The 22,235-nt window shown below is 66.2% G+C and carries 21 protein-coding genes; 6 read left to right on the top strand and 15 right to left on the bottom strand.

The annotated features are described in order from the left end of the window. The first annotated feature begins 88 nt into the window (after positions 1-88). Positions 89-1,264 (top strand): acyl-CoA dehydrogenase family protein, encoded by a 1,176-nt coding sequence (locus AC5FRW_RS16765; RefSeq protein WP_493569613.1) that lies wholly within the window; start codon positions 89-91, stop codon positions 1,262-1,264. A gap of 30 nt (positions 1,265-1,294) precedes the next feature. On the opposite strand, the gene AC5FRW_RS16770 is transcribed toward AC5FRW_RS16765, so the two are convergent. Continuing rightward, positions 1,295-1,834, bottom strand: a complete 540-nt coding sequence (locus tag AC5FRW_RS16770) for a GNAT family N-acetyltransferase (RefSeq protein WP_493569614.1) — start codon at positions 1,832-1,834, stop codon at positions 1,295-1,297. A 234-nt stretch (positions 1,835-2,068) separates the two neighbouring features. Between AC5FRW_RS16770 and AC5FRW_RS16775 the strand changes: the two genes are divergently transcribed. From AC5FRW_RS16775 to AC5FRW_RS16790, 4 genes are all read left to right on the top strand, one after another. Then, the gene (locus AC5FRW_RS16775; protein WP_493569615.1) at positions 2,069-3,826 is read left to right on the top strand and encodes an IucA/IucC family protein; all 1,758 of its coding nucleotides are present in this window, start codon (positions 2,069-2,071) and stop codon (positions 3,824-3,826) included. Positions 3,827-3,929: 103 nt separating this feature from the next. Continuing rightward, a complete protein-coding gene (locus AC5FRW_RS16780; protein ID WP_493569616.1) occupies positions 3,930-4,526 on the top strand; it encodes a GNAT family N-acetyltransferase in 597 nt (198 codons plus the stop codon). Next, positions 4,523-6,397, top strand: a complete 1,875-nt coding sequence (locus AC5FRW_RS16785) for an IucA/IucC family protein (RefSeq protein ID WP_493569617.1) — start codon at positions 4,523-4,525, stop codon at positions 6,395-6,397. The genes AC5FRW_RS16780 and AC5FRW_RS16785 overlap by 4 nt, the downstream gene beginning before the upstream one ends. Positions 6,398-6,485: 88 nt before the next feature. Further along, positions 6,486-7,727: an ABC transporter substrate-binding protein gene (locus tag AC5FRW_RS16790; protein WP_493569618.1), complete on the top strand. Its 1,242-nt coding sequence runs from the start codon at positions 6,486-6,488 to the stop codon at positions 7,725-7,727. Between the two features lie 58 nt (positions 7,728-7,785). Here the strand turns inward: AC5FRW_RS16790 and AC5FRW_RS16795 are convergent, their stop codons facing one another. The 9 genes from AC5FRW_RS16795 to AC5FRW_RS16835 all read right to left on the bottom strand — a co-directional run bounded on the left by AC5FRW_RS16795 (position 7,786) and on the right by AC5FRW_RS16835 (position 17,914). Then, on the bottom strand, positions 7,786-9,210 hold the full coding sequence (locus tag AC5FRW_RS16795; RefSeq protein ID WP_493569619.1) for an MATE family efflux transporter: 1,425 nt from the start codon (positions 9,208-9,210) through the stop codon (positions 7,786-7,788). Between the two features lie 6 nt (positions 9,211-9,216). Beyond that, a complete protein-coding gene (locus AC5FRW_RS16800; protein WP_493569620.1) occupies positions 9,217-10,071 on the bottom strand; it encodes a polysaccharide deacetylase family protein in 855 nt (284 codons plus the stop codon). 140 nt (positions 10,072-10,211) lie between these two features. Then, on the bottom strand, positions 10,212-11,591 hold the full coding sequence (locus AC5FRW_RS16805) for a lysine N(6)-hydroxylase/L-ornithine N(5)-oxygenase family protein (protein WP_493569621.1): 1,380 nt from the start codon (positions 11,589-11,591) through the stop codon (positions 10,212-10,214). Then, on the bottom strand, positions 11,588-13,366 hold the full coding sequence (locus AC5FRW_RS16810; protein WP_493569622.1) for an IucA/IucC family protein: 1,779 nt from the start codon (positions 13,364-13,366) through the stop codon (positions 11,588-11,590). The genes AC5FRW_RS16805 and AC5FRW_RS16810 overlap by 4 nt, the downstream gene beginning before the upstream one ends. Continuing rightward, a complete protein-coding gene (locus AC5FRW_RS16815; RefSeq protein ID WP_493569623.1) occupies positions 13,363-14,829 on the bottom strand; it encodes a pyridoxal phosphate-dependent decarboxylase family protein in 1,467 nt (488 codons plus the stop codon). The genes AC5FRW_RS16810 and AC5FRW_RS16815 overlap by 4 nt, the downstream gene beginning before the upstream one ends. After that, the gene (locus tag AC5FRW_RS16820) at positions 14,826-16,187 is read right to left on the bottom strand and encodes a diaminobutyrate--2-oxoglutarate transaminase (RefSeq protein ID WP_493569624.1); all 1,362 of its coding nucleotides are present in this window, start codon (positions 16,185-16,187) and stop codon (positions 14,826-14,828) included. Before AC5FRW_RS16820 ends, AC5FRW_RS16815 begins: the two co-directional genes overlap by 4 nt. Positions 16,188-16,411: 224 nt before the next feature. Next, entirely contained in the window at positions 16,412-16,879 is a 468-nt protein-coding gene (locus AC5FRW_RS16825) for a cupin domain-containing protein (protein ID WP_493569625.1), read from the bottom strand. Positions 16,880-16,919: 40 nt separating this feature from the next. After that, complete coding sequence (locus tag AC5FRW_RS16830; protein WP_493569626.1) at positions 16,920-17,084, bottom strand: DUF6757 family protein; 165 nt, start codon at positions 17,082-17,084, stop codon at positions 16,920-16,922. Positions 17,085-17,128: 44 nt separating this feature from the next. Further along, the gene (locus tag AC5FRW_RS16835; protein WP_493569627.1) at positions 17,129-17,914 is read right to left on the bottom strand and encodes a PHP domain-containing protein; all 786 of its coding nucleotides are present in this window, start codon (positions 17,912-17,914) and stop codon (positions 17,129-17,131) included. A 121-nt stretch (positions 17,915-18,035) separates the two neighbouring features. Between AC5FRW_RS16835 and AC5FRW_RS16840 the strand changes: the two genes are divergently transcribed. Further along, a complete protein-coding gene (locus AC5FRW_RS16840; RefSeq protein ID WP_493569628.1) occupies positions 18,036-18,323 on the top strand; it encodes a DUF5789 family protein in 288 nt (95 codons plus the stop codon). A gap of 602 nt (positions 18,324-18,925) precedes the next feature. On the opposite strand, the gene AC5FRW_RS16845 is transcribed toward AC5FRW_RS16840, so the two are convergent. From AC5FRW_RS16845 to AC5FRW_RS16865, 5 genes are all read right to left on the bottom strand, one after another. Further along, the gene (locus tag AC5FRW_RS16845) at positions 18,926-19,573 is read right to left on the bottom strand and encodes a DUF4352 domain-containing protein (protein ID WP_493569629.1); all 648 of its coding nucleotides are present in this window, start codon (positions 19,571-19,573) and stop codon (positions 18,926-18,928) included. 43 nt (positions 19,574-19,616) lie between these two features. Continuing rightward, positions 19,617-20,024 carry a DUF8057 family protein gene (locus tag AC5FRW_RS16850; RefSeq protein ID WP_493569630.1) on the bottom strand — a complete coding sequence of 136 codons (408 nt, stop codon included), beginning with the start codon at positions 20,022-20,024 and terminating at the stop codon, positions 19,617-19,619. Next, entirely contained in the window at positions 20,021-20,707 is a 687-nt protein-coding gene (locus tag AC5FRW_RS16855; protein ID WP_493569631.1) for an RAD55 family ATPase, read from the bottom strand. The genes AC5FRW_RS16850 and AC5FRW_RS16855 overlap by 4 nt, the downstream gene beginning before the upstream one ends. A gap of 127 nt (positions 20,708-20,834) precedes the next feature. Continuing rightward, positions 20,835-21,086: a DUF7577 domain-containing protein gene (locus tag AC5FRW_RS16860; RefSeq protein ID WP_493569632.1), complete on the bottom strand. Its 252-nt coding sequence runs from the start codon at positions 21,084-21,086 to the stop codon at positions 20,835-20,837. 119 nt (positions 21,087-21,205) lie between these two features. Beyond that, on the bottom strand, positions 21,206-22,108 hold the full coding sequence (locus tag AC5FRW_RS16865; RefSeq protein WP_493569633.1) for an acyltransferase: 903 nt from the start codon (positions 22,106-22,108) through the stop codon (positions 21,206-21,208). Positions 22,109-22,235 lie beyond the last annotated feature (127 nt).

Raw genomic sequence — 22,235 nt, forward strand, 5'->3', positions numbered from 1 at the left:
GTGTCGCGGTCCCGACTGATAACGGTCCCGGCACCCTGGTCATGGTAGCACGGGCCACACTTTTGCCATTCGCCACCCTACGGCAGCCATGCTCGACTATCTCGACCTCGAAGCCGACCTCGACCCCGAGGAGCGTCTGATCCGCGATACGGCGCGGGAGTTCGTCACAGAGCGGGTCAAGCCCGACGTGGGCGCGTGGTTCGAGGACGGCCACTTCCCCGATCATCTCGTCGGCGAGATGGGTGCTCTGGACTTCTACGCGCCGACCCTGAACTGGGGCGACCTGCCGGGTGTCGGGCCGCGAGCCTACGGCCTGCTGTTGCAGGAACTGGAAGCGGGTGACTCGGGGGTGCGCTCGATGGCGAGCGTGCAGGGCGCGCTGGTGATGTACCCGATCCACGAGTTCGGCACCGAGGCCCAGCGAGAGCGGTGGCTCCCCGACCTCGCCGCGGGCGACGCTGTGGGCTGTTTCGGCCTGACGGAACCGGAGCACGGCTCCGATCCGGCGAGCATGGAGACGACGGCGGTCCCGGACGGCGACGGCTACCGGCTCTCGGGGACGAAGACGTGGATCACGAACGCGCCCATCGCCGACGTTGCCGTGGTGTGGGCCAAGATCGACGAGGGAGACGGTGGGACCGAGGACGGTCCTGTCCGGGGCTTCCTCGTCGACCTCGACGCCGACGGCGTGGAGACGAACGAGATCGAGGACAAACTCTCGATGCGGGCCTCGTCGACCGGCGAGATTCACCTCCGCGATGCGTGGGTGCCCGAGGACGCCATCCTGCCCGGCGTCGAGGGGATGAAGGGACCGCTCTCCTGTCTCACCGAAGCGCGATACGGCATCGCGTGGGGTGCGGTCGGGGCGGCACGGGACTGCTTCGAGACCGCCCGCGAGTACGCCACCGACCGCGAGCAGTTCGGCGGGCCGATCGCACGCTTCCAGTTACAGCAGGAGAAACTCGCAGAGATGGCGACCCAGATTTCGACCGCCCAACTGCTTTCGTACCGCCTCGCCGACCTCAAAGCGCGGGGGGACCTGCGACCCCAGCAGGTGTCGATGGCGAAGCGACACAACGTCAGGATGGCCCGCGATGTGGCCCACACTGCCCGGGAGATGCTCGGAGCCAACGGGATCACCACGGACTACTCGCCGATGCGCCACGCCGCCAACATGGAGACGGTCTACACCTACGAGGGCACCCACGACATCCACACGCTGATTCTCGGGGCCGATCTGACGGGGATCGACGCGTTCGAGTGACACAGTGCCCGGGGGCCGTCGTCCCGACGGTCAGGCGTCGTGAGACCCGTCCCGATACTCGTCCTCGAAGTAGCCATAGAGAACGGCATCGACGTACTCGCCGTCGACGTAGTAGTGTTCGCTCAGCCGGGCTTCCCGCTCGAAGCCGACCTTTTCGAGGACTCTGTGAGAGGCGTCGTTCCCCTCGAAGACCCGGGCCATCACTTTGTGGAGGCGTCGGTCGTCGAAGGCGTACCTGACCGCTAGCTCGGCGGCCTCGGTCGCGTAGCCGTTCCCCTCGTGTTCGCCTGTGATCCAGTAGCCCAGTTCCGCCCGGCCCGCGCCGTCGTCGACGTGGAACAGCCAGACGAAGCCGACGGGGTCGCCGTCCACGCAGGCCAGAAAGTGGACCGAGTCGATCCCCGACCCCTCGATCACCGCGGCCGTCTCCTCGACGCTGCGCGGTTTGTACTGGTTCGTCGCGAAGCGGATCGGTGGCTCCGTCCAGTGTTCGTGAATGAAGTCGTAATCTTCGGTCTCGACCGTTCGAAGTGCGACGCGCTCGCCCGTTCTGAAGGCCGCACCCGGCATCTTAGGGACTCCTGATGGCACGCTGCCGCACTCGGTCACTCGTCGTGTCGTCCCACCGCCGTCCGGTGTCGATTCGTACTGTCATCGGTCTCCCCTGAGGGCGACCGCCGTGGTAAGTCTTTAGGGATGCCTAAAACCAGAACACTATTTAGGGATGCCTAAAAACCACGTTGGCAAGGTAGAAAACTGACCGCCGTGGTGCGATCACCGGGCGGGAGTGTTCAGGAGCTTCAGATGTCAGAATCACGACGCGCACGGTCGGCAGCGACGTACAGCCTGCTCAACTGTTACCTCCGCGAGACGGCGACCCATCGGTTCCGGCCGGTCGACGAGACGCCTATCGAACGGGAGACGGAGACGGCCGCCGTCATCGAGTTACCGGACCGTGACACCGACCTGTTCGCACCCGTGACCTACGTCTCGCCGACGGGTCGCCACCGCTTTGCGCTCCCGGTCGTCGCCGTCACGGGTACCGGTGAGCGCCGTGACCTCTCGTTCGTCGAACTGGCGACGACGCTGGGCAGTGCACTGAGCGATACGCGCGACCAGACCGGCTCGCTCGCCGAGCTGGTCCAACACGTCGTCGAGAGTACCCACGCCATCGAGCGGTTTCTGGCCGCCCGCGAGGAGCCGCCGTCGATCGAGGGCCAGTCCTTCCGCGAGGCAGAACAGTCGCTCGTCTTCGGCCACCAGTTCCACCCGACCCCCAAGAGCCGCTGTGGCATCGCGCCCCACGACCGCGACCGCTACGCGCCGGAGTTACAGGGGTCGTTCGCACTCGACTACTTCAGCGTCGACCCGGACCTCGTCACACAGTGGTCGGCGACCGACCGGTCGGCCGCCGAACTCGTGGCGTCGACGCTTCGGTCCGATCCCGCGGTGGCAGACGAGTTCGTCGAGACCCACGTCGACAGTGATCGCGTCCTCGTCCCGGTTCACCCGTGGCAGGCCGACTATCTCCGGTCGCAGTCGTTCGTTCGGGATCGGCTCGGATCGGGGGTCGAACACCACGAATCGGTCGGCAGCCCCTTCTTCCCGACCTCCTCGGTTCGAACGCTGTACAGCCCCGACGCGCCGTTCATGGTCAAGGGATCGCTGCACGTCCGTATCACGAACTCCACGCGGGCAAACAAGGCCCGTGAACTGGACCGGGGCGTCGCCATCTCGGAACTGCTCGACACCGACCTCGGCCAGTCACTGGAAGCGCAGTTCCCCGCCTTCGAGGTGGTGCGCGACCCGGCGTCGCTCACCGTCGACGTGGGACCGGGCGAGGAGTCGGGCTTCGAGACCATCCTCCGGGAAAACCCCTTCCGGGGCGACCTGGCCCAGCGGTCGACATCCGTCGTCGCGCTGTGTCAGGACGGCATCGACGGGGCCTCGCGGCTCCAGCGCCACGTCGAACGCCTCGCTACTCGGGAGGGACGCTCGACGGAACAGGTCAGCGAAGCGTGGTTCCAGCGTTACCTCGACGTGGTCGTGCGCCCGGTCTGCTGGCTCTATCTCGACTGGGGTCTCGGGCTGGAGGCCCACCAGCAAAACACCGTCGTGGCACTGGACGACGCGGGCTATCCCGACCGAGGGTTCTACCGGGACAATCAGGGCTTTTTCTTCCCCGAGTCTCGCTACGACCGCCTCGACGCACTGCTGCCCGGCGTCGGCGACCGCTGTGACACGGTCAGGGCCGACGCGCTGACCGACGAGGCCATCGAGTACTACGTGTTCATCAACAACGTCTTCGGCGTGATCAACGCCTTCGGTCGTGCGGGACTGGTCGCGGAACGGCGGTTGCTGTCACAACTCCGGGCGACACTCGACTCGCTGCGCGATCACGACCACGCCGAGTCGGACCTGCTGGAGCGACTGCTCGACAGCGAGTCGCTGACCTGCAAGGCGAACCTCCTGATGCGCTTTCACGATGTCGACGAACTCACCGGCTCCGTCGAGTCCCAGATCGTGACGACCGAGATCGACAACCCTCTCGCCGATGTGTAATATCAGACAGTAACGCTTTTGTATTTTTAGGCTAGCCTAAAACCACGATGCGAACGAACACACCGAACGACCGGACAGCATCCCGATGCGTGGGTGATCGACCGTGAGCGAACAGCGACTCGCGGGGCCGGACTACGAGTACCAGCGGACAACCGCGTCCGGCCACACCGTCGGGTTCAGGCCCGTCGAACCGGCTCGTGACTTCCCGCGACTGTACGCGTGGTTTCGAAACGACCATCTCAAGCCCTACTGGCAACTGGACGTGACCCGTTCCGAGGCTGAGCGCCTCGTCCGCGAGAAGGTCGCCGATCCGACGATGACGCCGTACCTCGGTTATCTCGATCACGTGCCGATGAGCTACTGGGAGGTGTACGACGCGACCGAGGACGAGATCGCGAGCGTCTACGAACCGGCACCGACCGACCGGGGCATCCACCTGTTCGTCGGCCCGCCGGAGTACCTCGGCCACGGCCACGCGACGACGCTGTTGACCTCGCTGGTCCAGTGCCTGTTCGAACACACCGACGCCGAGCGGCTGGTCAGCGAGCCGGACGTGCGAAACGACCGCGCGATCGGTCTCTTCGAGGGCTGTGGGTTCCAGTCCCGCGGGACGGTCGAACTCGGCGACAAGGACGCCCGGCTGCTGTGCTGTACCCCGGCGTCGTTCGAGGCGGCCTGTGACACGGAGGGCGAGGCATGACCCAGCCATCGACTGCCGGCAGCGACCGGATCGCAACGCTCCGCGACGCACTCGACGAGAGCGTCTGGACGCAGGTGAGCCGCGAACTGCTCGCGAAGATGCTCGCCGAGTTCGCCTACGAGGACGTGATCGACCCAACAGTCGATTCGGCAGATGGCGCGTTCGACCGCTACCGACTCGATTTCGGAGACGTGGACTATCGGTATCTGGCGACCGAGCGGCTGTTCGACAGCTACCACGTCGACCCACAGAGCGTCGAGCGACGGCGCGACGGCGCGTGGGAAACGGCGACGGACCCGATCCAGTTCCTGCTCGACGCCCGCGAGACCATCGGGGTCGACCAGCGGACGGCCAGCCACCTGATCCGCGAGTACAACAACACGCTGGTCGCCGACGCCCACATCGCCGCCCGGAAAGCGCGGACCGACGACGACGCGAGCATCCTCGATCAGTCCTACGCCGAGATCGAAGGCGAGATGGAGGGTCACCCGTGGTTCACGATCAGCAAGGGCCGGATCGGGTTCGATTACGACGACTACCGCCAGTACGCACCCGAATCCAAGGAGCCACAGACGATCCAGTGGGTCGGGGTACGCCGCGACCAAGCGTCGTTCAGCAGCGTCGACTCGCTCTCCTACGACGCCCTGCTCGACCAGCAGCTGGGCGAGCACCGCGGGCAGTTGCGCGACCGGCTCCGCGAGCAGGGTCTCGATCCCGACGCCTACTACCTGCTGCCGGTCCACGAGTGGCAGTGGTCGGACACGCTGACACAGCTGTTCGCGGCCGACATCGCACGCGATGATCTGGTCCCGCTCGGGACGGGACCGAACACGTACCTTCCCCAGCAGTCGATCCGAACGCTGACCAACGTCGACGACCCCACCAAGCCCCACGTCAAACTCCCGATCCGGGTGTTGAACACGATCGTCTACCGCGGGCTGCCGGGCGAGCAGGCGCTTGCAGCGCCGGCCGTCACGGAGGCGATCACGGCGATCCGCGACGACGACCCCTATCTGCGCGACGAGTGTGGGCTGATCCTGCCCGGCGAGGTCGCGAGCCTGAACTACGACCACGAGGCCTACGAGCAGCTTCCCAACGCGCCCTATCAGTACCACGAACTGCTGGGGGCGGTCTGGCGCGAGAGCGTCCAGGGACTGGTCGAGGACGACGAACAGCCCCTGACCCTTGCGGCCTTGATGCACGAGGACTTCGACGGCCAGCCACTCGTCAGCAAGCTCGCTGATCGGGCCGGCTGCTCGCTCTCGACGTGGCTCGACGAACTGTTCGACACCGTCCTCCACCCGCTCTTGCACCACCTCTATCGCTACGGGCTGGTGTTCATGCCCCACGGGACGAACACGATCGTCGTCCTCGACGACGGGCTGCCCGCCCGGATCGCCATCAAGGACTACGTCGACGAGGTCGCCGTCGCCCAGGAGCGAGTCCCCGAGATGGCGGCCTTCCCCGACGAAATCTACGAGCACCCCGACATCGTCCACCAGAAGCCACCGGAGGCGCTGAGCCAGCACATCCTCGGAACGGTCTTCGTCTGCGTGTTCCGCTACGTCTCGGACCTGCTGGAACGGCACGCCGACTACGACGAACGGCGATTCTGGCGACAGGTGCGCCACAGCGTCGAGCGCTATCAGGCGCAGTTCCCCGAACTCGAATCCCGGTTCGAGCGGTTCGACCTGTTCGCCCCCGAGTTCGCGAAGGTGTGTCTCAACCGGAATCGGCTGCTGGAATACGGCTACGAGAACCGCCACGAGGAGCCACAGGTCCAGGCTCACGGCACCGTCGAGAACGCGCTCGTGACCGTCGCCGAGGACGACAGCCCAGTGTCGAACTCGCGGCCGGTCTCCGAGGATTAAGACGGCCGACCCGCATCTTTTTCTCGGCGCGACTGTGAAACGATATCGAAGCCTATATTTTAGGCCAACCTAAAAAACAGCCCGAGCAATGACACGTGATACTTCGACGCGTCGACGGTATCTGACACTCACCGGTGCGCTCGCGACGGGCGGGCTGCTGGCGGGCTGTTCGGAGAACGCCGGCTCGGACGCGACCGGGACGGCTGAACCGACCGAAGAGACGACCGCTACCGAGACGGCGACCGACGAGCCGACAGCGACCGAGACGACGACCGACCAATCGACGACTGACGGCAGCTACACCGTCGAGATGGCCCCGATGGGCGAGGTGACCTTCGAGTCGGTGCCCGAGAGTATCTTTACGCGCCTGACTCACGAGGCCGGGATGGCCTTTGCACTCGGTCGTGGCGACGATGTCAACGCCATGCACGCGCCCGACTACTACGATTCCCTGTGGAATCAGTTCACCCCGCGGCTCCCCGGCGTCGAACTCGACTGGACGGGGCTGTACTCCTCGTGGAACCCCTCCAAAGAGAAGCTCTACGAACTCGACAGCGACGTTCACCTCGCAGACCCGGCTGGGATCGACGCGCTGGACGGCTGGAACCGCTCGGACGTAGACGAGATCGCGACCGGCATCTCCCCGTGGTTCGGCAACTACTACAGCTACGCCAACGCCGAGGTGCCGGGCGAGTGGAGCCAGCACTACGAGTACTACGACCTGTGGGAGCTGTTCCGACGCACCGCGCAGGTGTTTCAGGAAGGCGAGCGCTACGAGGCGCTCAAGGCGGTCTACGACGACATCGTCGCACAGGTCCAGTCGGACCTGCCCCCCGAGAGCGAGCGCACGACGGCGACGATGGCGCTGTTGAGCGATCTGGACGACATCTGGATGTACAAGGTCAACGCGACGGGGTACGCTGCCGCCCACACTCGCCCGTGTCAGGCCATTGAGGCCTTCGGCGACGATGTCGATTCGGGCGCGAACGTCGACATGGAGGCGCTGCTTGAGGCCGACCCCGACGTGCTCTTCGCGCTGGGCGGGATGCATCCCGGGACCGACATGGCCGGCATTCGCCAGAGCCTCGAAGCGCACTCCGTCGGCAGCGCCCTCTCTGCGGTCCAGAACGGACGCGTCCACGCACAGGGCGCACGCTTCCAGGGACCAATCTTGAACCTCTTCCAGATCGAGATGACCGCCAAACAGCTGTATCCCGATCGCTTTGGCGAGTGGCCGACCTACGTCGAGGGTCCCTATCCCGAGATTCCAGCCGAGGAACAGCTGTTCGACCGCCAGCGCGTCGCCGACATCATCAACGGCGACTTTTGAACCACTCCGGCCCGTCGCTTCATTCGTCTGCCTCGACGGGTATCCACTCCCGTCTCGTTCAATCGTCGCCAGCCGCGGCCGTGCCGACATCGCCGTCCTGTTTTCGTACACCTGCCGTCGCCCTCCAGCGGTCGCTTCGGAGCCAGCCGACCGCGAGAGCGGCACCGACGACGTTCGAGGCTGCGATCCCAAGCCAGATACCCGTGGGACCGACCCGCTGTGCGCCCAGCCACGCCAGCGGGAGCCGGACGACCCCCAGCGTCGACAGCACGATGGCCGCGGCGACGACGGTCTTCCCGGTCCCCCTGATCCCGCCGACGAGCGTCCACGTGACGCCGATGAAGCCAAACGACGGGCCGACCCAGCGGAGGAACGTCGCGGCGACGCGGATCGTCGCCGGATCGTCGGTAAAGACTGCCACGATCGGGCGCGGGACGAGCCAGCAGGCGATCCCGACCAGCGACAGCACGGCGAACGCGATCCCGGCGGCGAGGTAGTTCGCCCGGGCCGCCCGGTCGAGCCGTCCTGCCCCGACGTTCTGGCCGGTCGCCGTCTCGACGGCGTTGGCGAGTCCGCCCGCACCGAGGACGACCATCGCGAACAGTCGGATGCCGATGCCGTAGCCCGCGACGACCGCCGTCGAGAACGTCCCGACGACGACGAGTAATGCGTTGAGCGACAGCCCCCGACCGACCTGCTCGATGGAGGTCGGGAGACCAGTCCGGGCCAGTCGCCCGGCCCACTCGCGGCGCGGTCGCCACTGGTGGGGTTCGACGCCGAAGCCGCGCCACGAGCCGACGACGATGCCGAGACCGACCAGCGCCGCCAGCCCGCGGGCCAGCAGCGTCGCGTACGCCGCGCCGCGAATCCCCAGCTCCGGCGCGAGCCACCAGCCGTGAATCAGGAACGGATCGAGCGTCGCGTTCAGCGTGATCGAGCCGACCATGACCGGCAGGGGCGTCAGCGTGTCGCCGGCCCCGCGAAGCAACGCGATAAAGGCGACGAACCCCACGGTCGCGGGCAGACCAAGTGAGAGCAGGCGGAGATAGGTCGTCGCCTGTCGGCGGACGGCCTCGCTCACGTCGAACAGCAGGAGCACGTCGTCGACTAGAACGAATCCGGCGACGCCGACCACGGCCGCACCGGTCAGCGAGAAGACGATCGTCTGTGCGGCGGCCGTCGCCGCCTGCCGGTCCTCGTCGGCCCCGACGGCCTGTGCCACGTGGATACTCCCGGCGACGGGCAGACCGACGCTGATCGATAGCAACAGAAAGGCGAGCGGGAAGGAGAGCGTGATCGCCGCCAGCGCGTCCGTGCTGTACTGGCCGAGCCAGAACGTATCGACGAGCGTGTACACCGTCTGGACGACGTTCATGACGACGACCGGCAGCGCGAGCGCCGCCAGCGGGCCGGCGATGGGACCGCTCGTCAGGTCGAGATCGTCGCCCCGAAACGCCGCGACGACCGCGGTTGTAAAGCCCACCGGCACTCACCCGTCGTAGTGCTCGCGCCAGTGCTGTGCGACCTCGCGGCAGGTCGCGACCCACGTGTCGCCGGTCCCGGTGACGTGGGCCAGCAGGTCGTCGAGGGCGTCGATCCGGCTGGCGCGGCCGACGATCTGTGGGTGCATCGTCAGCACGAACTGTCGGCCCCGGCGATGGAGGGCGTCGAACTCCGCGCGCCAGGTCTCGAACACCGGCTCGGTGGGCGTGATCCCCGACTGGGCCGCGAACGTCGGGTGCATGTTGAACCCCCAGAAGACGAAGTCGTCGAGCAGGAAGTCGTTCGGTATCTCGACGAGGTCGTCCTCGGGCAGCAGGTACGGCAGGTCGTCGTCCATCAGCGAGGCGTCGTAGCTGAGGCCGTTCTCGACGGCCACGTCGAGCGTCTGGGCGGAGTGTCCCCCGCGGTAGCCACTGGGCCGTTCCCCGAGCAAGTCCTCGAAGACGGCGATGGTCTCCTCGAACCCCGCCCGTTCCTCGGCGTCGGTCATGTGGCGGGGATGCTGGTGGGAGTAGGTGTGATGCGCGATCTCGTGGCCCCGGTCGTGGATCTCGGTGACGACTTCGGGCCACTCCTCGGCGACCATCCCGGGGACGAAAAACGTCGCCCGACAGTCGTGTTTCTCGAACACGTCGAGGATGCGGGGCACGCCCACCTTCGGCCCGTAGGTCCCCCGGAAGGCGAACCGTTCGAAGCCCGGCTCGTGTTCGTCGACGGCGTGCCACAGCAGTTCGGCGTCGAGATCGAACGTGAACGTCGCCGCCGCCCGATACTCGCCCCACAGCGAGGTCGTCTCCGGGTCGACGCGTCTGGTCTCCGTCGGCAGTGTCGGTTCCGTCATCGGCTCTATTTTAGGCAAACCTAAAAATAAACGTTTTCACTTAAGAAAACTGTCTCTTTCGGTGGTGATGTCACTGCTCGCCCGACACTGTCGCCGAGCAGCCAGCGCGCCGGCACGCGACTGTCGCCGGGCAGTCAGCGTCAGCGGTCGGTCACCGGAGCCGACACCTGCCGCTGCGGACGCTCACCGTCGACGAACTGTTCGACCCCGAAATCCTGAAACACCGTGTCCCGGTCGACCGGGTACACCTCGCGGCCGGCGAGCTGTTCGACGATGGCGGCGTTGCGGAAACAGCCCAGCCCGAGATCGGGTGCGCCGACGCCGTGGGTGTGCATCTCCCCGTTCTGGACGAACAGCCGGCCCCCGAGGTCTGCCTCGATGCGGTAGTCTTCGGTGACCCGATAGCGGCCCCGCTCGTCGAAGTCGATCCGGTCGGCGACGGGATCGAGGAACGTCGGCGTCGGGCGGTGATACCCCGTTCCCAGCACGACCGCGTCGGTCTCGTGGTCGAACGACTCGTCTTCCTGCCACTGGCGGCAAGCGAGGCGATACTTCCCGGCGTCGGTCGCGGTGATCCCCTCGACTTCGGTCGTCGCCGCCATCCTGAACGCCGGGTCGTCGTCCCCGATCGAGCGCTCGTACAGCGTCTCGTAGATGGTCGCGTTGGTCTCGATGTCGATGCCCTTGTACAGGAGGTCCTGGTCGGGGAGGATCTCGTCTTTGCGCTCCTGTGGGAGGTCGTAGAAGTATCGCGTGTACTCGGGCGTGAAGTGCTGGAGGCCCAGTTTCGAGTACTCCATCGGAAAAAAGCCCTCCGACCGGGTCAGCCAGTCGAGGTGGTAGTCGTGCTCTGGCTGGCGCTCCAGCAGGTCCAGCACGACCTCGGCGGCGCTCTGGCCGGAGCCGACGACGGTGATCGAGTCGGCGTCGACCAGCCGATCCCGACGGTGGCGATAGCGTGCAGTGTGACACACGTCCGTCCCGAGGTGGGGACGGAACTGCTCGGGGACGAAGGGGCGTGAGCCGACCCCGAGGACGATGTCGTCGGCCCGGTACTGGAATCGTCCGCCGTCGTCGGGATCGACCGCCTCGACGACGAACCCCTCGCCGTCCCCGCGCTCGCGGACGGCCGTCACCTCCCGGTCGAACTGGACGCCGTCGAGCCGGTCGACGACCCACTGGAGGTAGTCGTTGTACTCCTGTCGCGGGATCAGGAACGTCTCGTAGAAGTAGAACTGATAGATTCGCCCGGTCTCGCGGAGGTAATTGAGGAAGCTGTACTCGCTGGTCGGGTCCGCGAGCGTCACCAGGTCCGCGAGGAAGGGCACTTCCAGCGTCGTCCCGTCGATGAGCATCCCCTCGTGCCAACTGAATCCCGACGCCTTGTCCAGACACAGCGCGTCGAGATCACAGTCGCCGCCGTCGAGCAACGCCGACAGCCCGAGGTTGAACGGGCCGGCACCGATCCCCAGTACGTCGTAGTGCCCGCGGTCGACGACACCGTCGTCCGCTCCACTCATCGTTTCGCCTCCACGATTTCGGCGAGTGGATTCCGAATCTCGGTGTACACCGACTGCTCGTCGAGCGAGGGCGCGTCGAGTTCGTCGAGTCCGTGCAAGCGCGTCAGGAGATTCGCCTTGCACGGGACCGTCTCGTCGGTCAGCAGCGGGTCGAGCAGCGACGAGGTGGGCCGGTCGAACTCGCGACAGTCGTCGAGTGTCTCGCGCAACGTTCCCAGCAGCCGCCGCTCGTCGACCAGCCCGGCCGTCCCGAAGGCGTTGACGACGCCCAAGACGTTGTTCAGCAGGACGTAGTACCTGATGCGTTCGTCGGCGACCGCGTCGGGACAGATCGTGCCGGCCCGCTCGCCGACGTCGGGCAAAAGCGGGTCGACACGGTCGTACGCACCCTCGGGGAAGTAGTAGCCCTGATTGTCTCGATACCGGAACTGGGCCGGATACCCCGCGTCGTCGAGCGTGAGGACGGTGTTTTGCTGGTGGGCTTCGAGACCGATGCCGGCGTCGAGGTAGAGCCACAGCAGCGGCCGGAGTCCGATATCGAGGTACTGGCGGAACCACGATTCGCTGACGGCCGCCGTCGACCGCCCCTCCTGTTCTGCGATCCCTTCGATCAGGCGTTCGAGGCGCGACCGGCCGGCGATGGGGTCCTGACACAGCGCGACCACCGGCAGAGATCGACCGCCGCCGTCGGGAAAGACGTTCTCCCGGAGGACGACCTCGAAGCCCGACTCCCCATCACCGACGTCGACGGTGAGATACGCCGGGTCGCGGATCACGTCGAAGCCGGGGAATCGGTCGGCGAGTCGGTCGCCCAGTTCGGTGTCGAGCAGTTCGGCGATGGCGACACCGCGCTCCAGTTCCGGCAGTTTGTTCGTCCGCTCGGAGTTGGTGACCGCGACCGCGAGCGAGCCCTTGATCATGAACGGTGCGTCGGGGGCGTACAGCGTCCGAATCGAGGCCGTCGGTGCGAACTCCCGACCCAGCCGGCCCAGCGACTCGATCCGGCCGTCCGCGATCAGCGGCGCGACGTGGGACTGCTCGATGACGTGCTCGGCCTGCCACGGGTGCAGCGGCAGGAGTGCGTCGTCGGCGTGCTCGTCGAGCAGCGACTGGGGCACGTCGGGATCGGCCGCCAGTGCCTGCCGGACCCACGCCGTCGCCGAGTCCTCGCGAGCGGACCCTTGCTCGACCAGCGCGGGGTCGACGGCGACGTAGTGCAACTGGAACGCGCCTTCACACTCCGGTTCGAACGCGGGGTCGTCCAGCCCGCTGCGGCTCTTCGGCGTCGGGTGGGTGTGGTGGCCGAACACGAGCGACTGCTCGGCGTCGCGAAAGCCCGGTGTCGGGTCCGTGAGCGCGTCGTCGCCACGGCGCTGCTCGACGTATCGCTGGACGTTCTGACAGGACTGTACGACCCGACCAACGAGGTCTGTTCGGTCGCCAGCACCACGCTCGATGGTTATTTCCTTCGTGAGCAGCGTCACGAGTGTCAGGTAATCCAGCTCCTGTGAGACGCCGTCACTCTCGTACGTGCCGGGGAGATCGAAGCAGTGTCGCCCGGTCGGCGAGCGGTACGCCACCGGCACCGTGAGATCGATTCCCTGCTCGTCGAGGCGGTGGGACCAGACCGTGTCGGTCGCCGCGTCGGGGTCCGACACCGACCGGAATCGGCCCGCACCGGTCTCGCGGATGTAGCAGTTCAGGAAGCTGTGCGTCGTCGCGTCGCGCGCGATGGCGCGTGCGCTGTCGTCGGTCGTGCGCGTGTGTCGTGTCATGGTTCGGTGTATTCGTCGCCGTGGGCGACCACGGCCTGCAGAACGGTTCGAACGTCGTCGAGTCTCGTGCGTGGGTTCAGCAGCGTCAGCTTCAGCGCCGACTGGCCGTCGACCGTCGTCCGGGCGACGACGGCCTCGCCGTTGTCCAGCAGTCGGTCGCGGATCGCCTGCGAGCAGTCCTCCTCGGATCGGTAGCGAAAGAGGAGCGTACTCAGCTGTGGCTCGGCCAGTAATTCGAGCGCGGGATCGGCCCGGACCACGTCGGCGGCCGCCCGCGTCAGGTCGACGAGGTACTCGATCCCGTCGGCGAGCCGTTCGCGACCCAGCGTGCGGAACGTCACGTACGGTTTGAGCGCGTCGAAGCGCCGACTCGTCTGGACGGACTTGCCGACGAGGTTGGGCACGCCCGCGGCGTCGTCGCGCTCGGGGTTGAGATAGGCGGCGTTGCGGTCGATCAGCCGGTAGTGGCTCCCGTCGCCGAGCAGGAACGCGCCACAGCTCAGGGGCTGGTAGAACAGCTTGTGGAAGTCGACGGCCAGCGAGTCGGCCCGTTCGATCCCGTCCAGCCGTGGCCGTTCGCGCTCCGAGAGGGCGAGTGCACCGCCGTAGGCGGCGTCGACGTGGTACCAGCAGTCGTGGGTCGCCGCGCGGTCGGCGACGGCGTCGAGCGGGTCGATCGCCCCGGCGTCGGTCGTCCCGGCCGTCGCGACGACGGCGAACGGCGTCGCGCCCTCGTCTCGAAGACGATCGACCGTCTCGTCGAGGGCCGTGACATCGAGTCGGTGGCGGTCGTCGGTCGGGACCAGTTCGACCGCGTCCTCGCCCAGCCCGAGGTGGGTCGCGGCCTGTGTCGCCGTGAAGTGGGCGGCCTCGGAGCACAGCACTCGCAGGTCCGCGCCGAGACCTGCCAGTCCAGCCGCGCGGGCGTCGTGATCGAGGTGGGTCTCGCAGTACCAGTTCCGGGCCAGCAACAGGCCCATGAAGTTCGACTGCGTGCCGCCGCTGGTGAACACCCCGTCGGCCGCCGCCGGGAGGTCGAACAGGTCTGCCGTCGTCTCGACGACGCGCTCTTCGAGCAGGCTCGGGGCCGGTGCCTGATCGAACGAGTCCATCGACTGATTCGTCGCCGTGATGATCGCCTCCGCGGCCAGCGCCGGCACGACGGGCGGACACTGGAGATGCGCGACGGTCGTCGGCTCGGTCACGTCGACGACATCCGCGAGCACGTCGTCGGCGACGTCCGCGACCGTCGTCGTCAGGGACTGCCCCTCGTCGGGCAGGACGGTCCGGTCGGCAAACCGCGCCCTGAGCTGCCGGTGGTCGCGCCCGGAGTACGAGCGGTCGCCGAGCGCCGCCAGCACGCGCTCGGTCGCATCCGTGACGGCCGCGGTGTAGGCGTCCGGGTCCGCGCCGAGTACGTCGTCGGCCAGCGCGGGCCGTTCGAGGCCACGCGAGCGACTCATGCCGTCGCCTCCGGTGTGCTCGCCGTCGCCGCGCGAACGCTCTCGTGGAAGATCTCCGCGACGGCGTCGACTGCCTCGGCCGTGATCGTCAATGGCGGGAGGAAGCGCACGACTGCGCCGTCACGGCCGCCCGTCTCGACGATCAGCCCACGGTCGAACGCTTCGGCCTGGATTTCGCTGGCGAGGTCGCCGTCGGTCGGCGGCGTCCCGGTCGGCCCCGGGTCGCCGTGCTGGTCGACGATCTCGACGCCGAGCATGAGACCGCGTCCGCGGACGTCACCGACAGCACCGAACTGCGCGGCGGTGTCGTCGAGGAGCGAGCGCAGGCGCTGGCCCATCGTCGCGGCGTGGCTCGGTACGTCGTTGTCGAGGACGTACTCGATGGTCGCCGCGCCAGCGGCCATCGCCAGCTGATTCCCGCGGAAAGTCCCGGCGTGGGCACCCGGCTCCCACTCGTCCAGTGCGTCGTCGTAGACGACGACCGACAGCGGGAGACCGCCCCCGATCGCCTTCGAGAGGGTCATCACGTCCGGCGTCACGTCGGCGTGCTCGACGGCGAACAGCTCGCCGGTCCGACCGAGACCGGTCTGGATCTCGTCGACGATCAGCGGGATCTCCCGCTCGCGCGTGATCCGTCGCATCTCCCGGAGCCACGGCGTCGGCGCGGGGATCGACCCACCCTCGCCCTGCACCGCTTCGAGGATCATCGCAGCCGGTTCGACGATGCCGCCCTCGGGGTCGTCCAGCGCGCGCTCGACGTAGTGGGCACTGGTCTGCCAGGTCTGGTCGCCACCCAGTCCGAACGGACAGCGGTACTCGTAGGGGTAGGGCAGGTGGTGTACGTCGGGCATCAGTCCAGGGATCGGCTCTTTGGCCGCCGTGTCGCCCATCAGGCTCAGCGCGCCGCTGGTCATGCCGTGGTAGCCGCCCTGAAAGCCAAGCACCGAGCGGTTCCCCGTTGCCGTCTTCGCGAGTTTGAGCGCCGCTTCGACGGCGTCGGTCCCCGCAGGGCTACAGAACTGGACGCGTGCGTTCGACGAGAAATCGTCGGGCAGCGCCTCGAACAGCACGTCGACGAAGTGCTCCTTGACCGGCGTCGTGATGTCGAGCGTGTGGACCGCCCGGTTCCGATCGAGCAGGTCCTGCATCGCGTCGACGACGACCGGATGGTTGTGGCCGAGCGCCAGTGTCCCGGCCCCGGCCAGACAGTCGAAGTAGTGGGTCCCGTCCACGTCGACGACGTCGATGCCCTGTGCTTCCTCGATCGCGAGCGGCAACGACCGCGGATACGTCCGTGCGGTCGACTCGCGGCTGGCCTGCTGTGCCAGCAGCCCCTCGTTCGTCCGTGATTCGGTCATCTCGGTGCCTCCATTGTACCGACTCGTCCCCACATCGAAACGTTCATCCAGATGGTGGTTCGACGCATCTCTAGGATTTAGGCAATCCTAAACCGCAATAAGTGCAGCGGTTTTTAGGCTAGCCTAAAATAATGAGGGTCTAAGAAATTGTTGACATTCGTGGCTATCCGTGTTCGGTCTCTGTGCCAGAACGAGGTCGCCACTCGGTCGTCTGTCGCTCCAGTCTAGGTGAACCGACCAGTTTCGGCCCCACACTCCTCACACAGCGTCACCAGTGCCTCGCCGTCGTCGGCCCAGTCGACGGTCTGGCGTGTGCGCTCGCCACAGTCGGAACACTTCCGCACCATCTCGGTCTCGCCGCCGTCTTTGGGTGCGCCAAGCGCCAGCGCGACGACGTGTTCCTCGCCCTCGTTGGTCCCGCGTTGCCACTCGCCCGGACCGAACCGGATCACCTCGCCCGCATCGACGGGCACGTCACCGTCTTCGGTCTCGAAGGTGACCGTCCCCTGCTGGACGTAGAAGACTTCTTCCTGTGCCTCGTGGCGATGATAGCCAAAGCCGAAGCTGTCGCCGGCTTCGAGTTCGTAGTAGTTGATCGCCAGATCGGTCGTGCCGAGCGCCGGCCCGAGTAGTCGCTTGACCGCGGCCGGTCCCACGCGACTCGCTACGTCGCCGATTCGCTGTCGTTCCATAGCTGGCCGTCGACGGCCGGAAAGAAAAGTCTCGGTGCCGTCACTCCGTCCGGTCGATATCGAGTTCGTCGTCGAGGTCGCCGAGCCACTCGGTCTCTTCGAGGGCTTCGAGTTGCTCGCGGAAGTGGGTCTTGCAGACGCCCACGGAGACGCCGTCTTTCTCGACTGCGATGTCCGCCTCACGCTCGCAGTAGTGACACTGCATACCCACTGTTGAGGCTGTGCGACATTGAAAGCTCCGTTCGCCGGTCACTCGCCCGACACGTCGAGTCGCTCCTCGACTCGCGCCCAGCCGTCGCCGTCCAGCCCGGCACGCCCCAGTCGGTCGTCGTGGGCGTCGCTCCCGCCGGTCGCCAGCAGGCCGTACCGATCGATCGCCCGCTCGACCGGTGTGCGGTCGACACGACCGTCGTAGGGATACGACCGCTCGACGGCGTCGAGCGTCTCACAGCGGGCCAGCGCCGCCGTCGGATCGTCGTATCGCAGCGGATGTGCGAGTCCGACGACGGCACAGGCCTCGTCGAGCACCCTCCGCCCGCGCTCGAAGCTCGGCACCTCGCGGGGGACGTAACACGGCCCGTCGTCGCCGATCAGTTCGTCGAAGGCCCCCTGCACGTCGTAGTCGCTCACCGCGGCGATGGCACGGGCGATGTGTGGCCGACCCAGGCCCCGCCGTGGATCGACCGGGAGCGAGACCCCGAGGTGGTCTTCCACGCGGTCGATGATCGCGGCCCCGCGTTCCTCCCGGTCGCGCTGAATCCGCTCGCACTCGGCGACCAGCGCGTCGGTCCGTCGGGCACCGTAGCCAAGCAGATCCAGCCGCTGCCCCCCGGCATCCACCCGCAGTTCGATCCCGTGGACCACCGTCACTCCCTCGTGGACCGTCACTGGGGCGTCCAGTTCGGGGTGCAATCGGTCGTGGTCGGTGACTGCGACGGCGTCGATGCCCGCCGCCCGCGCCGCCGCAGGGACCTCGTCCAGCCCCATCGTCCCGTCGGAGTTGGTCGTGTGTACGTGGAGGTCCGCGACGATCATGCTGTGCTCTCCTCGCTTTCGGGGACAAAAGCCCCTTCGGGCCGTGGTCCTTATACGCATTAAGGGCAATATGGATTATTAATAATGAAGGTTTATTAACGATGATTAACTTTCAACACTCATGCGACTGTTCGACAGCGCAGACGAGATGTTCACCACACAGAGCTACCCCGCGACCACGGGCGATATGATCGACTCGCACGGCCACCTGACGCTGGAACTGCCAAACGGCACCGAGACCATCGCCGACGTTCTGGGCCGTCTGACCGAAGAGACCTACGAGACCGAAGACGAGGCACGACTGGCCGCCTACAGCGCCGTCAGCCAGAAGGGCATCGGCCGCAAGGGCTACTCCGACCGCGATCCGATCTGCATGGGCGAAGACGGCCCCGAACAGGTCTCCTTCTAAACCACCTTTTTCGACTGCGGGTTCGAGTCGCGGCTTCGCCGCGCTCGAACCGCTTGTCGAAAAACGTGGGCGAAAAAGGCTCGATCTCACTTCGTTCGATCGAGAGAATCGCGCGAACTACCGGGTCCTTCGGACCGCTCGGTCGCGCGAATGCTCGCCAGTCAATACAACCGAGCCAGTGACCAGACAGCGGTGGCGCGCGCTGTCGCTCGCTCCGTCGAGCGACCACACTGTGCGAGGTCTTCGCGAGCCGTCGGCGAGCGAATGGCTCCATAGACGAGTGCAACGAGTCTATCGGTGGACGAGCGAGCGGAGCGAGTGAGTCGGCTGGGGAGGTGCGTGGCTGCGGTGCTGTGCAGTGCAGTCCTGGTGGGGTGAACGGGCGAGGCGCGTCTGGGCAGTTCTGTGTGGGCACTATTCGAGCACAGCGAGAATATCCCGCACAGAACCGTCCAGCGGACCGAGGGCGTTCAGTTCACGGTCTCGACTGTGTTCTGTACACCGCCGTTCGTCCAGTGTCCACAAACGGGATGTACCCGATCACCTAGCACCCGCATCGAGCGACTGTCTTACCACCGCCTGCTCAACAATTTGTATCTCACTCAGGCCGGGACTCGAAGTCGCCACACTGTCTTTTCGCCGTTCGATTCGTTGGTCCCGTCGTGGCGATAGCGCCAGACGAACGTGACGGTGCTCGCATCGGCGGGAATCTCGGCGAAGACCCAGCCTGTTTCCGTCACGCCGGGCCAGAACGCGCCGCTGCCGCCGTACAGTGGTCGCTCTGGCGACTCCGTTTTCGTCCCATCCACGTCGTGCTCACGGACCACCTCGAACTCCGTCCCGTCGCCGTGCTCGACCGTGAAATCGCGCGGGTGATTGGCCGGTTCATCACCGACGTTCTCGGCGATCAGTTCCACGAGCAGGAACGTCGATCCGTCGTCGGCGGTACGGTCCTCGCCTTCGAAGGAGAGTGTCGACTCGACCACCGGCCGTGAGACCGTCAGTGCGACACCGCCGACGGTCTTCGTTCGCTCTGCAGACGGCGTCAGCGTCGGTGTGGCCGTCGGCGTCTCGGTGGCCGTCGGTGTGTCGGTGGCCGTCGGCGATTGCCCCTCGTCCGGTGTCGGTGCGGGAGTCTCCGCCGTCCCGTCGCTCGGGAGGAACGTCGACCGGTCGCGCGTCGCGGCGTAGCCAGCGGTCCCGAGCAGTCCCAGCGCCCCGAGTCCCGCGAGATAGCGTCGTCGTTTCACGTTCGGTCAGTCATCGCCATATCGGTATCTACCTTGCCCCTGTTTATCGTTCCAGAAAGTCCGGCAGGTCCAGCGCCTCGGTGCTGTCGACGTCCTGTTTGTCGAGCAGTTCGGAGGGGTCGAGCGCTTCGGGAAGGCCGTCGCGGCCGCCGGTCGGGCGGTCGTCGGGGTCGATGACGGTCTTCTCACCTTTGACGAGGTCGGCCCACACGGCCTCGCCGTCCTCGTCGGTCTGTTGGGCGACCGCAGTGGCCTCCTGTCGGCCCTCGCGGTAGGCGAGTTCGACCATGCTCTTGTTGTAGTTCGTCCCCATCTCGTCGTAGATGGCTTCGAGTTCCTCGCGGTTGTACTCGCCGAGCTTTTCGGCGACACCGATGGCGTAGGCGCGCTCGGCAGCCTCGTCCTTGTCGAGGGTGTCCCAGTCGTCGTACTCGCGCTCGTAGCGGCTCATGACTCGACTTTCTCACCCGGGTGGACCCGCAAGCCGGTGTCGGAGAAGCTGATCCGCCGGATGTCACAGTCGATGGCGGTCCCGCGCATCTTGATCACCTGCAGGCCCCGTGTCATGCTCCCGCCGTCGAGGAAATTGTGGAAGAAGACGACGCCGTGTGCCAGATAGTGCTCGTCGGAGTAGGAGGTCGGATCGGTCATCTCCGAGATGAGCAGGATGGTCGCGCTGGTCTGTTTCAGCGCGGAGAGAAAGCCCGTGATCTCTTCGGAGACGTCGGTGAGGAAGTGTTGCAGCAGCATCGTCGAGTCGATGACGACACGCTCGACGCTGTTCTGCTCGATGAAGGCGACGAGACGGTTCGTCAGTCCACCCTCGGTGCCAAACTGGGTGATGGTGCGCTTGCCGCTCTCGGTGACGAGGTTGAGGAACTGGATGGCGTCGGACTGCATCGCCCGGTCGAATCCGAAGTCGTAGCCCGCCATGTCCTGCATCAGTTCCTCCTTCGTTTCGTGCATCGTGACGTACAGACAGTCGTCGCCACGCTTGGCACCCTGCGTGATAAACTGCGCGCTGAAGGTGGTCTTCCCGCTGCCCGGCGGCCCGCTGATCACGTAGAGTCGATTCTCCAGCAGCCCACCCTGCACGAGTTCGTCGAACCCCGGGACACCACTCTCGATTCGCATACCAGACCCAATACCCAATCACCTAATAGGTGTTTTTACTCCGTTTTCACGCCTGATAACCCCCTCTCGGCAGCGGGGTTGCCACTCCAACGACGGGACGTGACGACGTTCACTCGTCGCTCGTTGGTCAGCGCAGTCGGCTCGTACACTCCCGACAGTAGACGAACATCGAATCGTGTTCGTTGTACGTCCCACACTCTCGGCAGTGGCGACCCGTCGCCGCCCCTTCCGGGGGATCGATCGAGGCGGGGACACTGTGCTCGACCGGACTCGGCGTCGTCTCGGGCGACGGGTCATCACGCCGAAAGTACCGGTACAGCAGCAACTGCAACAGCCCGAATCCGACGACGTAGGCGATGAGCCAGACCAGAACGCCCATGCCGTGGTATTGTTTACCAATCCACTTGGGTGTTCCGGCGGGAAATCAGCGACGATAGTCGGCGTGTGGTATCGACGGTCGGCATCGACGGAAGTCGGCCACGAGTCGGTCTGTGCTCGTCACAGGTCCGGTGGCTGCAGGTCGCGCTGGAACTCGTCGAACTGCTGGAGATTCTCTGGGAGGTCGTAGTCGAGACGGCGCTCGGCCCGCCGGTCGACGTTCGCGTCGTCCAGTGGTTCGGCGACCGACTCCCAGCCTTCTTTGACTCCGATGCTCTTTGCGGGCGTTCCCGCGGCGATGTGGTGGGCTGGCACGTCCTTGCCGATGGAGGATTTGGCCGCAAGAATCGAGTTCTCGCCCAGTCGGACCCCGGCCCGGACCATCGAGTCGTAGGTCACGCGCGCGTCGTCCTCGATGATCGTGTGGTAATTGTCGACGTGGGTCTGATCGTTGGCGTCGTGGTCGTGGGTGTAGATGTGGGCGTCGTCGGAGATCGAGACGCGGTCGCCGATGGTTAGCTTGCCACGGTCGTCGAGATGCACGTCGTCGTGGATCACGACGTTGTCCCCGATCGAGATGTTGTGGCCGTAGGTGAAGGATATGTTCTTGAAAAATCGGCAGTTCTCGCCCACGTCCTCGAAGAGGTGTCTGGCGATCATCTGGCGAAAGCGCAGCGCGAACTCCACGTTGTCGGCCATCGGCGTCGCGTCGAACTGTCGCCAGAGCCACTGGAGGTACTTCGATTTCGTGAACCGGTCTTCGTCTTTCTCGGCGTAGTACTCACTTTCGAGCGTCGCATTGCAGGGATCGTACCCCTGCAGTCTGACTCGCTCGGCCGGCGACACGTCTTCGCCTGACTGCCAGCGCTCGTAGGCCTCCCGGTCGCCGTGGAGGTCGATCAGCACGTCCTCGACGACGTCACAGGTGTCTTCGTCGCTCGACAGGCGGTCGTCCACCTCGTTGATGAAGGCGCGCAACCCCTCCTCGGCCAGCGGCGGCAACGAGACGTGACGCTTCGTCATAGCCCGAGCAAAGCGGCCGGCAGTCATAGGAGTTTCCGTTGCGTCGCCGTTACCGGGCGGTAACCGGGCGAGGAGCGCGTCACTCGGCTACTTTCGACCCCGAACATCATCGGTGACATCGAACGAC

This window comes from Halomicrobium sp. HArcht3-1 (assembly GCF_058933345.1).

Excerpts from the sequence above, each read along its gene's own strand:
- AC5FRW_RS16765 (WP_493569613.1), top strand. The coding sequence starts at position 89 with ATGCTCGACTATCTCGACCTCGAAGCCGACCTCGACCCCGAGGAGCGT.
- AC5FRW_RS16770 (WP_493569614.1), bottom strand. The coding sequence starts at position 1,834 with ATGCCGGGTGCGGCCTTCAGAACGGGCGAGCGCGTCGCACTTCGAACG.
- AC5FRW_RS16775 (WP_493569615.1), top strand. The coding sequence starts at position 2,069 with ATGTCAGAATCACGACGCGCACGGTCGGCAGCGACGTACAGCCTGCTC.
- AC5FRW_RS16785 (WP_493569617.1), top strand. The coding sequence starts at position 4,523 with ATGACCCAGCCATCGACTGCCGGCAGCGACCGGATCGCAACGCTCCGC.
- AC5FRW_RS16790 (WP_493569618.1), top strand. The coding sequence starts at position 6,486 with ATGACACGTGATACTTCGACGCGTCGACGGTATCTGACACTCACCGGT.
- AC5FRW_RS16800 (WP_493569620.1), bottom strand. The coding sequence starts at position 10,071 with ATGACGGAACCGACACTGCCGACGGAGACCAGACGCGTCGACCCGGAG.
- AC5FRW_RS16805 (WP_493569621.1), bottom strand. The coding sequence starts at position 11,591 with ATGAGTGGAGCGGACGACGGTGTCGTCGACCGCGGGCACTACGACGTA.
- AC5FRW_RS16810 (WP_493569622.1), bottom strand. The coding sequence starts at position 13,366 with ATGACACGACACACGCGCACGACCGACGACAGCGCACGCGCCATCGCG.
- AC5FRW_RS16815 (WP_493569623.1), bottom strand. The coding sequence starts at position 14,829 with ATGAGTCGCTCGCGTGGCCTCGAACGGCCCGCGCTGGCCGACGACGTA.
- AC5FRW_RS16820 (WP_493569624.1), bottom strand. The coding sequence starts at position 16,187 with ATGACCGAATCACGGACGAACGAGGGGCTGCTGGCACAGCAGGCCAGC.
- AC5FRW_RS16825 (WP_493569625.1), bottom strand. The coding sequence starts at position 16,879 with ATGGAACGACAGCGAATCGGCGACGTAGCGAGTCGCGTGGGACCGGCC.
- AC5FRW_RS16830 (WP_493569626.1), bottom strand. The coding sequence starts at position 17,084 with ATGCAGTGTCACTACTGCGAGCGTGAGGCGGACATCGCAGTCGAGAAA.
- AC5FRW_RS16835 (WP_493569627.1), bottom strand. The coding sequence starts at position 17,914 with ATGATCGTCGCGGACCTCCACGTACACACGACCAACTCCGACGGGACG.
- AC5FRW_RS16840 (WP_493569628.1), top strand. The coding sequence starts at position 18,036 with ATGCGACTGTTCGACAGCGCAGACGAGATGTTCACCACACAGAGCTAC.
- AC5FRW_RS16850 (WP_493569630.1), bottom strand. The coding sequence starts at position 20,024 with ATGAGCCGCTACGAGCGCGAGTACGACGACTGGGACACCCTCGACAAG.
- AC5FRW_RS16855 (WP_493569631.1), bottom strand. The coding sequence starts at position 20,707 with ATGCGAATCGAGAGTGGTGTCCCGGGGTTCGACGAACTCGTGCAGGGT.
- AC5FRW_RS16860 (WP_493569632.1), bottom strand. The coding sequence starts at position 21,086 with ATGGGCGTTCTGGTCTGGCTCATCGCCTACGTCGTCGGATTCGGGCTG.
- AC5FRW_RS16865 (WP_493569633.1), bottom strand. The coding sequence starts at position 22,108 with ATGACGAAGCGTCACGTCTCGTTGCCGCCGCTGGCCGAGGAGGGGTTG.